General features: G+C 75.9%; 13 protein-coding genes and 1 pseudogene. 7 read left to right on the top strand and 7 right to left on the bottom strand.

The window, feature by feature from the left end; translation table 11 throughout:
* Window positions 1-744, top strand: a complete 744-nt coding sequence (locus BM165_RS20360; RefSeq protein WP_075015368.1) for a DUF5995 family protein — start codon at window positions 1-3, stop codon at window positions 742-744.
* A 166-nt stretch (window positions 745-910) separates the two neighbouring features.
* Complete coding sequence (locus BM165_RS20355; protein ID WP_075015512.1) at window positions 911-1,669, top strand: SDR family NAD(P)-dependent oxidoreductase; 759 nt, start codon at window positions 911-913, stop codon at window positions 1,667-1,669.
* Here the strand turns inward: BM165_RS20355 and BM165_RS20350 are convergent.
* Both BM165_RS20350 and BM165_RS20345 read right to left on the bottom strand, forming a co-directional pair.
* A complete protein-coding gene (locus BM165_RS20350) occupies window positions 1,666-2,139 on the bottom strand; it encodes a VOC family protein (RefSeq protein WP_143108254.1) in 474 nt (157 codons plus the stop codon). The genes BM165_RS20355 and BM165_RS20350 overlap by 4 nt on opposite strands.
* Window positions 2,140-2,182: 43 nt before the next feature.
* A complete protein-coding gene (locus BM165_RS20345) occupies window positions 2,183-3,781 on the bottom strand; it encodes a helix-turn-helix domain-containing protein (RefSeq protein ID WP_244274362.1) in 1,599 nt (532 codons plus the stop codon).
* 89 nt (window positions 3,782-3,870) lie between these two features.
* Between BM165_RS20345 and BM165_RS20340 the strand changes: the two genes are divergently transcribed.
* The gene (locus tag BM165_RS20340; protein ID WP_075015367.1) at window positions 3,871-4,623 is read left to right on the top strand and encodes an SDR family oxidoreductase; all 753 of its coding nucleotides are present in this window, start codon (window positions 3,871-3,873) and stop codon (window positions 4,621-4,623) included.
* A 99-nt stretch (window positions 4,624-4,722) separates the two neighbouring features.
* The gene (locus tag BM165_RS20335; protein WP_075015366.1) at window positions 4,723-5,640 is read left to right on the top strand and encodes a DMT family transporter; all 918 of its coding nucleotides are present in this window, start codon (window positions 4,723-4,725) and stop codon (window positions 5,638-5,640) included.
* Window positions 5,641-5,644: 4 nt separating this feature from the next.
* Here BM165_RS20335 and BM165_RS20330 read toward each other — a convergent pair whose 3' ends face one another.
* Both BM165_RS20330 and BM165_RS20325 read right to left on the bottom strand, forming a co-directional pair.
* Window positions 5,645-6,523 (bottom strand): DUF998 domain-containing protein, encoded by an 879-nt coding sequence (locus BM165_RS20330; protein WP_075015365.1) that lies wholly within the window; start codon window positions 6,521-6,523, stop codon window positions 5,645-5,647.
* Window positions 6,524-6,556: 33 nt separating this feature from the next.
* Complete coding sequence (locus BM165_RS20325; protein WP_075015509.1) at window positions 6,557-6,970, bottom strand: hypothetical protein; 414 nt, start codon at window positions 6,968-6,970, stop codon at window positions 6,557-6,559.
* Here BM165_RS20325 and BM165_RS26355 point away from each other — a divergent pair.
* Window positions 6,956-7,120 (top strand): annotated as a pseudogene (locus BM165_RS26355) (hypothetical protein); the annotation flags it as partial. The gene BM165_RS20325 and the pseudogene BM165_RS26355 sit on opposite strands and share 15 nt — an antisense overlap.
* Before the next feature lie 233 nt (window positions 7,121-7,353).
* On the opposite strand, the gene BM165_RS20315 reads toward BM165_RS26355, so the two are convergent.
* Together BM165_RS20315 and BM165_RS20310 are read right to left on the bottom strand one after the other, a co-directional pair.
* Window positions 7,354-7,557, bottom strand: coding sequence for a hypothetical protein (locus BM165_RS20315; protein ID WP_075015364.1), 204 nt, complete (start codon window positions 7,555-7,557; stop codon window positions 7,354-7,356).
* 81 nt (window positions 7,558-7,638) lie between these two features.
* Window positions 7,639-7,944: a hypothetical protein gene (locus BM165_RS20310; RefSeq protein ID WP_244274360.1), complete on the bottom strand. Its 306-nt coding sequence runs from the start codon at window positions 7,942-7,944 to the stop codon at window positions 7,639-7,641.
* 150 nt (window positions 7,945-8,094) lie between these two features.
* Here BM165_RS20310 and BM165_RS20305 point away from each other — a divergent pair, with 150 nt between their 5' ends.
* Window positions 8,095-10,716 carry an ExeM/NucH family extracellular endonuclease gene (locus BM165_RS20305; RefSeq protein ID WP_075015362.1) on the top strand — a complete coding sequence of 874 codons (2,622 nt, stop codon included), beginning with the start codon at window positions 8,095-8,097 and terminating at the stop codon, window positions 10,714-10,716.
* 85 nt (window positions 10,717-10,801) lie between these two features.
* Here BM165_RS20305 and malQ read toward each other — a convergent pair whose 3' ends face one another.
* Window positions 10,802-12,688 carry a 4-alpha-glucanotransferase gene (malQ, locus tag BM165_RS20300; RefSeq protein WP_075015361.1) on the bottom strand — a complete coding sequence of 629 codons (1,887 nt, stop codon included), beginning with the start codon at window positions 12,686-12,688 and terminating at the stop codon, window positions 10,802-10,804.
* Between the two features lie 96 nt (window positions 12,689-12,784).
* Between malQ and BM165_RS20295 the strand changes: the two genes are divergently transcribed.
* Window positions 12,785-13,717, top strand: a complete 933-nt coding sequence (locus tag BM165_RS20295) for a MerR family transcriptional regulator (protein WP_208976822.1) — start codon at window positions 12,785-12,787, stop codon at window positions 13,715-13,717.
* The last annotated feature ends 4 nt before the right edge of the window (window positions 13,718-13,721 follow it).

Below are 13,721 nucleotides of genomic sequence, written 5' to 3'. Positions count from 1 at the left end.
GTGACCGCGCCGGTGGACGAGCTCATCGACCGCATGCAGGGACTGCTCGACGGGCTCACCGCCGAGGGGAACCCCGCCCGCCACTTCCTCGGCACCTACCTGCGCACCACGCGCGCCGTCGGTGCCGCCATCGACGCGGGGCGGTTCGAGGACCCCGGCTGGGTCACCACCTGGGACGTCGACTTCGCCGGCCTCTACCTCGACGCCCTCGAGGCGCACCGCCGCGACCCGGCGAGCCCGCCCGCGCCGTGGCGGGCGGCGTTCGGCACCGACCCGTCCACCCGGCCGGAGGGGCACGTCCTGCTGGGCATGAACGCCCACATCAACTTCGACCTGCCGCAGTCGCTGGTGCGGGTGATCGGCCCGGCCGACTTCACCGACCCCACGGTGCTGGACAGCCGCCGCCGCGACCACGAGCGCATCGACGAGGTCCTGGCCGGGCGGGTCTCCGAGGAGGACCGGGAGCTGGAGGCGTCCGGCAGCCGGCGCACGCCGCTGGACCGGGTCATGGGCGGGGCGAACCGCGCCGCGGCCCGCGCGCTGCTGCGCGAGTCGCGGCGCCGGGTGTGGCTCAACACCGAGGCCCTGCACGCCGCCCGCCTGTCCGGTCCGGAGGCGCTGGCGCGACGGGTGGGACAGCTGGAGGAGGTCAGCGCGGCGCGGGTGGCCGACCTGACGCGGGGCGGCCCGGTGCTGCTGCGGCTGGCCGTGTTCGGCTTCGGCGTCTCCCTCCCACCGGCCTGAGCCGTGTCCGCCGGGATCAGGTGACCTGATCCCGGGGCGTCCTCCCTCACGTCCCACCGTGAGGGAGGACGCCCGACGATCAGGGAGGCTGATCGTCGCGCAGGGTCCGGCACGGCGCGGGAGGCTGTCCGGGGTGCCGCACCGGGCGGCCCGGGAGGAGGACCGCATGACCGACGCCGGCCGACCACTGTCCGGGAGGGTCACCCTGGTCACCGGGGCGTCGTCGGGGATCGGCGAGGCCACCGCCGTGGCGCTCGCGCAGGCCGGCGCCGCCGTCGCGATCGGCGCCCGCCGGGCCGACCGGCTCACCGCGCTCGCCGACCGGCTCCGCGCCGACGGGACGTGCGTGCTGACCCTCGACCTCGACGTCACCGACGAGGCGGCCTGCCGCGACGCCGTCGCGCGCACCCGCGCGGAGCTCGGCGGGCTCGACGTCCTGGTCAACAACGCCGGCGTGATGCTGCTGGGCACGATCGTCGGCGCCGACGTCGAGGACTGGCGGCGGATGCTGTCGACCAACGTCCTCGGCCTGATGTACATGACGCACGCCGCGATCGACGGCATGGTCGAGCAGGGCTCCGGCGACGTCGTGAACATCTCCAGCGTCGCCGGGCGGACCGCCCGCAAGGGCGCCGGCGTCTACAACGCGAGCAAGTGGGCGGTGAACGCCTTCAGCGAGTCCCTGCGGCAGGAGGTGACCACGCGGGGGGTGCGGATCTCCCTCGTCGAGCCGGGTGCGGTGGCCACCGAGCTCACCGACCACATCACCCAGCCCGACGCGAAGGCCGCCTCGCAGCGCATGTACACGGAGATGACGCCGCTGCAGGCCGACGACGTCGCCCGCGCGATCCTCTACGTCGTCAGCCAGCCCCCGCACGTCGCGGTGAACGAGGTGCTGGTCCGGCCCACGGAGCAGGAGCGCTAGCTCCCGCCGGGCCGCCGCCCCAGCGAGCCGGTGACGGTGGCGTTCCAGGCCGGGTCGGCGGCGACGTCGTCGAGCCGCGGCGCGGTGAGGACGACGACGTAGCCGTCGGGGTCGGTGGCGACCAGGTCGCGGGTGAACCACGGCGTGTCCACCGGCCCCTCGACCGAGCCGGCGCCGCCGGCCCGCCGCACCCGTGCGGCCCGACCGGCGAGGTCCTCCTCCCCGGCGGCGAAGCTGACCCGCGGGCCCGGCGTCGGGGAGCCGGGGACCAGCAGCAGGTCCTGGTGGCGCAGCCGGCGCAGGTGCACGAGGGCGTCGGTGCCGTCGGGCCGGGGCATGGTGGCCAGCACGACGAAGCCCAGGGCCTCGTACCAGCGGGTGCTGGCGGTCAGGTCGGTCACCGGGAAGGTGACGAACACGGGCATGGGGTAGATGGCCCGGTCGACGCCGGGAGCTGCGGTCTCGGTCACGGCTCCAGGGAAGTGCCTGACGTCGCGTCAGGGTCAAGTCCCGTCAGTCGGAGAAGACCTCGATCGAGGCGCCCATCTCCACCAGCCGCTCGTAGAGGTGCTCGTACCCGCGGGCGATGATGTCGACGTTGCGCAGCACCGACGTGCCGCGCGAGGCGAGCATCGCCAGCAGGAGGCACACCGCGGGCCGCAGCGCCGGCGGGCACACGACCTCGGCGCTGCGCCAGCGGGTCGGGCCGGTCACCAGCACGCGGTGCGGGTCCATGAGCCGGACGTCGGCGCCCAGGCGGGTCAGGTCGGACAGGTGGATCGCCCGGTTGTCGTAGACCCAGTCGTGGATCAGCGTCGAGCCGCTCGCCGTCGCCGCGATGACGGCGAAGAAGGGCAGGTTGTCGATGTTGAGCCCCGGGAACGGCATCGGGTGGATCTTGTCGATCGGGGCCTTGAGCTGCGACGGCGAGATGGTGACGTCGGCCAGGCGGGTGTGGCCGTTGTCGGCGCGGTACTCCGGCGAGAGCGTGTAGCGCAGCCCCATCTCGGCCAGCACGGCGAGCTCGATCTCGAGGAACTCCACCGGCGCCCGGCAGACGGTGAGCTCGGAGCCGGTGACGATGCCGGCGGTGAGCAGGCTCATCGCCTCGACCGGGTCCTCGCTGATCGTGTAGTCGACGTCGGCGTCGAGGACGGTCCGCCCGTGCACGGTGAGCGTCGTCGTCCCGAGGCCCTCGACGCCGACGCCGAGCAGCTGCAGGTACAGGCACAGGTCCTGGACCATGTAGTTGGAGCTGGCGTTGCGGATGACGGTCGTGCCCTCGGTGCGCGCCGCGGCGAGCAGCGCGTTCTCGGTGACGGTGTCCCCGCGCTCGGTCAGCACGATGGTCCGCCGGCCGGGGTCGGTCGCGGCCACGGTGGCCTGGTACTCGCCGGCGTGCGCCTCGATCGCCAGCCCGAACTGCCGCAGCGCGATCATGTGCGGCTCGACGGTGCGGGTGCCGAGGTCGCAGCCGCCGGCGTAGGGCAGCCGGAACTCGCGGAACCGGTGCAGCAGCGGGCCGAGGAACATGATGATGCTGCGGGTCCGGCGGGCGGCGTCGGCGTCGATGCCGGCGAGGTCCAGCTCGTCGGGCACCTGCAGGGTGAGGTCGCGGCCGGCGGCGTCCCAGGTGGCCGAGACGCCGATCGAGCGCAGGACGTCGAGGATCCGGTCGACCTCGACGATGCGGGCGACGTTGCGCAGCGTGGTGCGGCCGCGGTTGAGCAGGGCGGCGCACAGCAGGGCGACGGCGGCGTTCTTCGACGACTTCACCGTGACGCTGCCGCGCAGCGGCGTGCCGCCGGTGACCCGCAGGTGCGTGGGGCCGGCCGGGCCGACGCTGATGAGCTCGCTCTCCAGTGCCTCCGACAGGCGGCCCAGCAGCTCGAGGGTGAGGTTCTGGCCCCCCTGCTCGATGCGGGCGACGGCGCTCTGGCTGGTGCCCAGGCGTTCGGCGAGCTGCTGCTGGGTCAGGCCGCGGTGGCGGCGGGCGTCGCGCACGAGTGCGCCGATGCGGGCGGCGCTGGCGAGGGCGGCGTTGGCCAGGACGGGGGAGGGGAGGGCAGGCGAGGAGGTCGTCGTCTCGGCCGGGAGCTCGGTCGCGGTCACGGGAGGCCACGGTATCTCGCACGTGAGATGCACCGGGGAGGCACGCCGGGAAGGACCGGTCCGCCCACGGCGGGCGGCAGACTGTCGGCATGGAGGTACTGGTCACCGGAGGCAGCGGCCCACTGGGCCGGAGGGTGGTGCCCGCGCTGCAGCAGGCGGGCCACGCGGTGCGGCAGATGTCACGCCGCGGAGCGGGTCCCGGTGGGGTGCGGGCCGACCTCGCCACCGGCCGCGACCTGGCGGCCGCGGTGCGCGGGGTCGACCTCGTCGTGCACGCCGCCAGCGACCCGCGCGGCGACCCGTGGCAGGTCGACGTCGCCGGGACCCGCCGGCTCGTGCAGGCCCTCGACCGGGCGCGTCTGCAGCACCTGGTGTACGTCTCGATCGTCGGCGTCGACCGCGTGCCGTGGGGCTACTACCGGGCCAAGTTCTCCGCCGAGCAGGTGCTGTTGGCCTCCGGGCTGCCGGTGACGATCGTGCGGATCACCCAGTTCCACCACTTCGTCGACGAGCTGCTGTCCACCGCCCGCCGCGGCCCGGTGCTGCCGGTGCCGATGAGCTGGCAGGCGGCGCCGGTCGACGTCGGCGAGGCGGCGGGCTTCCTCGCCGAGGTGGCCGGCCGCCCGCCCAGCGCCGACGTCGTCGAGTTCGGCGGGCCCGAGGTGCTGGCGGCCGCCGACCTCGCCCGGGCGTGGGCGGCCGCGCGCGAGCCGGGCGCGCGGGTCGTGGCCACGCCGCTCCCGGGCAGGCTCTCGGCGGCCTTCCGCGGGGGTGGCGTGCTGCCCGGCCCGCGCGCGGCGCGCGGCCGGCGCACCTACGCCGAGCACCTGCGCGGCGCGTAGCGCGCCTTCCCTGCCGGACTCCGCAGCGGTCCTGCCAGGTCCGGTGCGGAGTCCGGAAGTCGCCAGCGCGGCGTCGGTGGCCCTCCCTACGTTCAGGGCATGCCCTCCTCCCGCGCGGTGTCCCTGCCGGTGCTCGCCGCCGTCGCCGTCACCGTGCTCGCGTGGGCGTCGGCGTTCATCGGCATCCGGGCGGTGGGCTCCGACGTCTCACCCGGTGCCCTGGCGCTCGGGCGGCTGCTGGTCGGGACGGCGGTGCTCGCGCTGCTGTCGCTCGGCCGCGGGTGGGTGGCGCCGACGCGGCAGGAGTGGCGGCTGCTGGTCCTGTGCGGGGTCGGCTGGTTCGCGGTCTACAACGTCGCGCTCAACGCCGCCGAGCAGCACCTCGACGCCGGCACGACGGCGATGCTGGTCAACACCGGGCCGGTGCTCATCGCCGTGCTGGCCGGCGTCTGGCTGGGCGAGGGGTTCCCGCGCTGGCTGGTGGCCGGCCTGGCCGTCGCCTTCGGCGGGGTGCTGCTCATCGGCGTGGCCACCGGCGGTGGCGGCGGCGACCTGACCGGGGTGCTGCTGTGCCTGGTCGCGGCGGTCACCTACGCCGTCGGCGTCGTGGCGCAGAAGCCGGTGCTGCGCCGGATCCCCCCGCTGCAGGTGACGCTGACGGCCTGCGCGATCGGCGCGGTGTGCTGCCTGCCGTGGACCGGCGCGCTGGTGTCCGACCTGGCCGCCGCGCCCGCGTCATCGGTGCTCGGCCTGGTCTACCTGGGCGTGGTGCCGACGGCGCTGGCGTTCAGCACGTGGGCCTACGCGCTGGCCCGCACCGACGCCGGGCGGCTCGGGGTCACCACCTACCTGGTGCCGCCGCTGGTGATCGCGATGTCGTGGCTGCTGCTCGACGAGGTGCCGCCGGCGCTGGCTGTCGTGGGCGGTGTCGTCTGCCTGGCGGGCGTGGCGCTGTCCCGCCGGCGCAGCCGGGTGCGCCGGCCGGTCCCGGTGGCGCAGGGGGCCGGCGCGGCGTGAGCGGTCACCGCCCGCGGCGCCGCCGGGGACCGGCCCAGGGGTCGTCCGGGTCGAGGTCGTCGTGGTCGAGGTCGTCGTGGGCGGTGTCGTCGACTGCGTCCTGCACCGGCTGGTCGTGGACGGACGAGTGCGGCCCGGTCGTCCCGGTGCGGCGGGCCGCGGCCTCGAGGGCCTCGTCGCGCTCGGCGGAGCGCCGGGCCCGGGCCAGCCGCTCCTCCTCCTTGGCCCGGGCGCGCAGCTGGCGCCGGGTGGGCCCGCCGGGGCGCGGCTCGTCGCGGTTGCCGGTCAGCCACCACAGCGCTGGCCCGGCCAGTGCCAGCCCGATCGGGAGCACGTAGGCCGCGGCCCGCTCGGTGCCGCCCTCGCCGAGGAACCCGACCACCCCGGCGCCGTAGAAGACCGTCATCGCCGTGCCGAACAGGCCCAGCAGCACCAGCGTCGTCCCCAGTGCCTCCGACCACGGGCGCACCGCGTAGGCCACGGCGATCAGGCCGAGCCCGCCGCCCACCAGGTAGAGGGCCGCGCCGGTGGTGTGCAGCGCCGCGAGCTCCGACGTCCGCGGGAAGACGCCGACCAGCAGCACGCCGAGCGCGGCGGCGCCGAGCAGCGCCACCGCCGGCCGGGCGGCGCGGCCGCGCAACGCCGGCAGCAGCAGCACCGCCCCCGCGCCGATCAGCGCGGCCTGCACCACGAAGGAGGCGTTCATCAGCGGGGCGCCGGGGGAGACGCTGTCGCCCAGCGCGCTGATCACCTCCGCCGACCGCGAGTAGGGCAGCTGCGCGCGCCGCCGGGTGATCGCGATCGCCTCGACCACGAAGAACTGCAGGGTCAGCACCCAGGCGAGGGCGCCTGCGGTGATCCGCTTCCTCGGCACGCGCTCCATCGTCCCAGCCGGTCGCCCGCGGCCGGACCGCCGTCAGGGCAGGTGGGCGAGCACGGCGGCGTACTGCGGCGGGGTCAGGGAGGAGGGGTTGCTGCCGGCGGGCATCCGCAGCACCTCCGCGTCGCGGACGGCGGGGTCGGCCAGCAGGTCGGCCCGCGGCACGTGCGCGGGCAGCAGCGTGAACCGGACGACGACCACCGGCCCGTCCCCGTCGGAGCCGACCTCACCGGCCAGGACCCCGGTGGCGTGCACGCCCGGGCGGTCGCGCCCGCTGAGCCACAGCAGCACCGGCTGACCGGGGCGCATGAGCCCCAGCCGGTAGGAGGGCCGCAGGCAGCGGGCCACCTCGCGCTCCTCGCCGGGGCGCCAGCCCGGGACGACGGCGTCCGGCGGCCGGGCGGTCTTCACCACCCAGCAGCCGACGTCGGCGGCGTGGAGTCGCGGCACGGAGCCATCCCAGCAGTTCCCCCGGAGGGGTGTCCGGAGGGGTCCGCGAGCACCAGCGTCCGCGGGGTCGTCGGCGGCCCGGAGGTCCCCGTGCGCGTGTTCGTCACCGGTGCCACCGGCTTCGTCGGGTCCGTGGTCGTCCGCGCGCTGCTGGCGGCCGGTCACGACGTCACCGGACTGGTGCGGGACCCCGGCAGGGCGGCGGGCTCGCCGCGCTCGGGGCGGACCTGCGCCGCGGCGACGTGCTCGACCCCGGCTCCTACCGGACGGCCCCGCGGAGGCGGTCGGCCGAGCGCGGACGCTCCCGGGACGCCGTCGGGGCGGTGGTGGCCGCCACCCCCTGACCCGCCCGGCGCGGACGGTCGGGGGCGGCGGCCCCGTGCTCAGTCGGTGGCGGCGTGGAACTCCGCGCCGGCGGGGTCGGCGTCGTCGGAGCCGACGGCCTGCCGCTCCTGCTCGGTGCGGTGCTGCAGGACGTCGTCGTCGGGCCGGGGGTCGGCCTTGCCGTGGGCCTGCCGGTCCCTGGGTGCCGACTCCTCGGTGTCCATGACGTCGTCGAGGGTCGGGCGGTCGGGTGGAGTGGTCATCGCGGTGCCTCCGCTGCGTCGTCGTCGATCGGTGCTCGCTCGGTCCCCGGGGCCATAGCCCTCTCGCCCGCCCGGAAACCCCTAGCGCTGCTCCAGCGAACCGGCCGGGAACCACGCCTCGACGAGCACGGGCCCGTGCGGCCCGGGGACGGCGTAGGCCACCCGTCCCTGCCAGCCCTCGGGTCGCTGGCGCCACTCCACGAGCAGGCCCGGGACGGTGCCGGCGGTGCCGGGCGGCGCGTGCACCCAGCAGTGCCGCCCGGCGGACTCCTGCCGCGGCGGTGGGGGAGCGGGCTCCGGGAGCGGGCCGGCCGGGCGGACGCCGGAGTCGGCGGCCCGCTCCCCGAGCGACGGCCGTGAGGACCCCCGGTGCATCCCGCCTGCCACCTGCGCAGTCTGGCACGCGCGTCGAACAGGCGTTCGGACAGCGGCGCCCCCGGGGTTGCGAGAACGACTCCTCCGTCACACCCTGTTGGCCTGACAGTCACTCGCCGTCGTTTGCGTGGCGGGCGTCCCCCCTCCCTCGAAGGGCTCCCCGTGCACTCAGCTCCCCGCTCCCGGCGCCTCCTCGCGCGCCGGGCGGCACTCGGCACCGCCGCCGCGTCGCTCGCCGTCGTCGGCTTGCCCGCGGTGGCCTCGGCCGCCCCGCCCACCACGCCGTTCATCTCCGAGATCCACTACGACGACGCCGGTGCCGATGCCGGTGAGTTCGTCGAGGTCCAGCTGCCGCCGGGCACGTCCTCCGCGGGTCTGCAGGTCGTCCTCTACAACGGCAGCGGCGGCGGGACGTACGGCACGCTGACCCTGCCGGCGGTCACGGCGCCCGCGGACGCCCCCGCCGTCGTCTCGGTGGACGCCTCCGGCCTGCAGAACGGCTCGCCCGACGGCCTGGCGCTCGTGGGCCCCGACGGGGTCCTCGAGTTCCTCTCCTACGAGGGGGTCCTCGCCGCGACGAGCGGCCCCGCGAGCGGGAACAGCACCGACATCGGTGTCGCGGAGGAGAGCGTGCCGGAGGGGCAGTCGCTGTCCCGGCGCTACGATCCCGCCACCGGTGCCCTCGTGTGGCAAGGCCCCGCCCCCGCCACCCGTGGCGTGGCCAACGAGCCGCTCACGACGACGCCGACGCCGCCAGCCGCCACCTGCGACACGGCGCCGACCCACGAGATCGGTGCGGTCCAGGGCACCGGGGCCACCACGCCCCTGGCCGGCCGGCAGGTCACCGTGCGCGGCACCGTGGTCGGTGACGTCCCGGGCCTGTCCGGCTTCTACCTGCAGGACCCCGACGGTGACGGCGACGCCGCCACCTCCGACGGGGTCTTCGTCTTCAGCACGGTGGCGGTGGACCTCGGCGACACCGTCGTCGTCCGCGGAGCGGTCAGCGAGTTCGGTGGACAGACGCAGATCAGCGCGCAGACCGACGTCCTCGAGTGCGGCACCGCTGCCCTGCCGGCGCCGGCACCGCTCGACCTGCCGGCGACCGACGCCGAGCGGGAGCGGCTCGAGGGCATGCTGGTCGCCCCTGACGCCGGGCTGGTCGTCAGCGACGTCTTCCAGCTCGTGGGCGGCGCCCAGGGCGGCTTCGGCGAGCTCACGCTGGCGGCCGACCGCGTGCTCGTGCAGCCCACCGAGCTGGCCCGGCCCGGCACCCCGGACGCCGCGGCCGTCGCCGCGGACAACGCCCGCCGCCGGATCGTGCTCGACGACGCCTCCACCGGGCGCACCGGCGTGACCAACCACCCCTACCTGACGGCGGAGGACCCGATCCGGGTCGGCGAGACCGTCGTGTTCACCGCCCCGACCGTGCTGGGCTACGGGTTCGGCAACTGGCGGCTACAGCCCGCCGACGGCACCCCCGCGGGCACGATCGGCACGATCGGGGAGCGTCCGGAGGCGCCGGAGGAGGTGGGCGGTGACGTCCAGGTGGGCGCGTTCAACGTGCTCAACTACTTCACCACCCTGACCGGCCCGGACGCCCGCGGTGCCACCACCCAGCCGGAGTTCGAGGAGCAGGCGGCGAAGATCGTCAGCGCCGTCGAGGCCCTCGGCGCCGACGTCGTCACCCTCATGGAGATCGAGGACACCGACTCCACCGGCGCCAGCCCGGGGAACGCCGACGGTGCCCTCGCCGACCTCGTCGGGCGGCTGAACGCCGCGGCGGGGTACGACAAGTGGGCCTACGTGCCGCTGCCCGAGGAGCTCTACGCCGTCGACCGCGACGTGATCCGCAGCGCGATCATCTACCAGGACGACGTCGTGCAGCCGGTGGGCGACCCGGTGGGCCTGGTCGACGAGGAGGTCTGGGACAACGCCCGCGAGCCGATCGCCCAGACGTTCGTGAAGGACGGCGACGCGTTCACGGTCGTGTCCAACCACTTCAAGTCGAAGGGCGCCGGCGGCGCGACCGGTGACAACGTCGACGCCGGCGACGGCCAGGGCGCGTACAACGGCGACCGCACGCGACAGGCCGAGTCGCTGGTCGGGTTCGCGGACGACCTGCGCGCCGCCACCGGCGACGAGGACGTCGTGCTGCTGGGCGACTTCAACGCCTACACCCAGGAGGACCCGATCGTCGCACTGCGCGAGGGCGGCTACGCCGACCTGGGCGAGAAGCTCGACCCGGGCCGCTACAGCTACGTGTTCGACGGGCTGTCCGGCTCCCTCGACCACGCGCTGGCCACCGCGGCGCTGGCGGAGAAGGTCACCGGGCTGGCGCACTGGAACATCAACGCCGTCGAGTCCTCGGCCTACCAGTACGACGGCGACCCGGCGCTCTACCGGGCCGACCCCTACCGGTCCAGCGACCACGACCCGCTGGTCCTCGGGATCGACCTGGAGGAGCGCTGCCAGGGCCTGCTCCCGACCATCCGTGGCACCGACGGGGACGACACGCTGCGCGGCACCAACGGCGTCGACGTGGTCATGGGCCTGGGCGGCGACGACACGATCACCGGCGGCAACGGCGACGACGTCGTCTGCGGCGGTGCCGGGGACGACGTGCTGTCCGGGGAGAACGGGGCCGACGTGCTGCTCGGCGGCTTCGGCGACGACGACCTCGGCGGCGGCAACGGCGACGACACGCTCGTCGGCGGGCCCGGGACCGACGTCCTGACCCCGGGCCGCGGCGCCGGCAGCCAGGAGCAGGGCGGCGCCGAGTCCTAGCGGGACGGCCCCTCGCGAGGGGGCCGTCCCAGCCCATGACCGGTCCGGCGCGGCACCCCACCCGGGGTACCGCGCCGGACGCGTCTCAGGAACCGGTGCGGGCCTCCCCGCCGGCCTGCTCGCCGATCGCGTCCTCCTCGGGGCCGGTGGTCGCGGCCACGCCGTCGGCGAGGACGCGCGCGACCTTCCCGAGCAGCTCGTGCCCGGCCAACTCCTCCACCGGCACCGGCAGCGGCAGCGACCAGTTGGGCCTGTCGGTGGTGCCGGGCACGTTGGGCCGCCGCTCGACGGCGAGCGCGTCGTCGAGGGTGGCCGACAGCAGCAGCGACGGCGCCTGCGCCAGCAGCTCGTGGGCCCGCTTCACGGCCTTGTCCGGCTTCGCCTTCTTCTTCAGCCCGGGCAGACGCCCGAGCAGCGTCTCCCGTCCGCGCTCGAGCTCCTCGTCGGTCCCGGTGCCGTACTGGCGCTGCTCCTCGAGGTCGGCGCCCGTCCACAGCCCCGCCACGGTGGGCAGGTCGTGCGTGGTGACGGCGGCCATGGCCGCCTCCGGCCACTCGGCGGGGTCGTCGTCCTCGAACCACAGCAGCCGGTAACTCAGGATGCCGTGCTCGGCCAGCGCCTCGCGGACGCCCTCCTCGACGGTGCCGAGGTCCTCGCCGACGACGACGGCCTGCGCGCGGTGGCTCTCCAGCGCGACGATGTCGAGCAGGTCCTCGGCCGGGTAGCGGACGTAGGCCCCGTCGACCGCGCCGCCGCCGGCGGGCACCCACCACAGCCGGAACAGGCCCATGACGTGGTCGATGCGCAGCCCGCCGGCGCCGGCCATCGTGGCCCGGATCGACTCGACGAACGGCTCGTAGTCGGCCGCCCGCAGCCGCCAGGGGACCAGCGGCGGGGAGCCCCAGTCCTGGCCGGAGGAGTTGAACTCGTCCGGCGGTGCGCCCACGGTGGGGCCCTGCGCGAGCACCCCCTGCCAGGTCCAGGCGTCGGCGCCGCCGCCGGCCACGCCGATCGGCAGGTCCTGGATGACGGTCATGCCCTCGGTCGCGCGCTCCAGCTGGAGCGACAGGCACCACTGCAGCCACGCGTGGAAGGCGACGTCGCGCTCGTGCTCGGCGACGAAGCGGCCCACCGCCTCGCCGCGCGGGTCGCGCAGCTCGTCGGGCCAGGTGTGCCAGTCGGGCCCGTGCACGTCGGCCAAGGCGCACCAGGTGGCCCAGTCCTGCAGCTTCTGCCCCTGGTGCCACCACCAGTCGGGGAAGGCGGGCTCGTCGCGGCCGGTGGCGTCGAACACCCGGCGCAGCGCCTCGCGCTTGCGCGCCCAGACCGCGTCGCGGTCGATCAGGTCGCCGTCGGACAGGTCGGTCCCGGAGCCGACGTCGACGCGGTCGGCGCCGGGGACCTCCTCGACGCGCAGGTAGACCGGGTTGCGGAAGCGCCGGGTCGCCGGCAGGTAGGGGCTGGCCTCCTGCTGCGGGGTGGGTGCGACGGCGTGCAGCGGGTTGACGAGCACGAACCCGGCGCCCTGGCCGGCGGCCAGCTCGCGGACGGCCCGCAGGTCGGCGAGGTCGCCGATGCCCCAGCTGGCCCGGCTGCGGGTGGCGTAGAGCTGCACCGCCCAGCCCCAGGCCCGGTCCGCGGGCAGCCAGCAGCGGCCGGGTGAGACGACGAGCCGGCGGCGCGGGCCGCCGGGCGCCTGCAGCCAGTGGTAGCCGAGCGGGAAGTCCTCGGGCAGCTCGCCGTCGACGTGCCGGGTGGAGCCGTCCTCGAGGGTCACCTCCGCCTCGTCGACCTCGAGGACGTCGCCGGGCCGGGCCACGATGGGCGCGCGGTCCTCGAGGTCCTCCGGCGGCTCGCCGATCACCTCCCGCAGGCGGTCGATCGTGGCCTGGGCGACCTCGTGTTCCTCGTCGAGGGCGTCGAGCCAGGTGGCGTCGATGCCCCACCGGTCGGTGCTGGGGGTGCGTGTCACCCCTCGATCCTCCGGGGGCGCGGGGGTGATCGCAGCGCAGGAGCGGAGTGGTGCCGGTCTCTCCGTCTCGACCCTCCAGCGACTGGAGGGTGCAGGGTGCCGGTCGTGGAGGACGCCGCGCAGGTCAGGCTCACGATCGGCGAGGTGGCCGCGCGGCTCGGCGTCCCCGTCCGCACCGTGCGGTTCTGGACCGACGAGGGGCTGGTCGACCCGCCCGCCCGCTCCGCCGGCGGCTACCGGCTCTACGACGCGCCCGCCGTGGCCCGGCTGGACCTGGTCCGCACGCTGCGCGGCCTGGGGCTCGGGCTGCCCGCCGTCCGGGAGCTGCTCGCCGCCCGCCGCACGGTCGCCGACGTGGCCGCCGAGCACGTGCGGGCGATCGACGCCGAGATCCGCCTGCTGCGCCTGCGCCGGACCCTGCTGCAGGCCGTCTGCCGCGCCGGCACCACCACCGAGGAGATGAGCATCGTGTCCGATCTGGCCGCCCTGTCCGCCCGCGAACGGCAGCAGGTGATCGACGAGTTCGTCGACCGCGCCTTCGCCGGCCTGCCCGACGACGCCCCCGGCGCCGGGTTGGCCGCCCCGATGCGGGCGCTGCCCGCGGAGCTGCCCGAGGACCCCTCGCCCGAGCAGGTCGCCGCCTGGCTGGAGCTGGCCCGCCTGGTGGCCGACGACGGCTTCGCCGTCCGCGTGCGCGAGATGGCGGTGGCCGGCGCCGGTGCCACGCCGGAGGACCCCGACCCGGGGCTGGACGCCGGGCGGATGCAGGCCCTCGGCAGGCAGGCACTGGCCGACGGCGTCGTGCCCGGCAGCGCGGCCGCGGAGGCGCTGGTGGCCGAGCTGCTCGACGACGGCCGGGAGACCACGCCCGGCCGTCGCGCCGCGCTGGCGGACCGGCTGGCCACCTTCACCGACGCCCGCGTGGAGCGGTACTGGCAGCTGCTCGGCGTCCTCAACGGCTGGCCGCCCTCCGAGCCGGCCGTGCCGGCCGTCGACTGGTGGATCGTGGCGCTGCGCGCGGCATCCTGAGGCC

It is taken from the genome of Geodermatophilus obscurus (assembly GCF_900115395.1).
Taxonomy (GTDB): Bacteria; Actinomycetota; Actinomycetes; order Mycobacteriales; family Geodermatophilaceae; genus Geodermatophilus; species Geodermatophilus obscurus_B.
The sequence above is the reverse complement of the archived record's forward strand: the minus strand, read 5'-3'. Positions and strand labels throughout refer to the sequence as shown.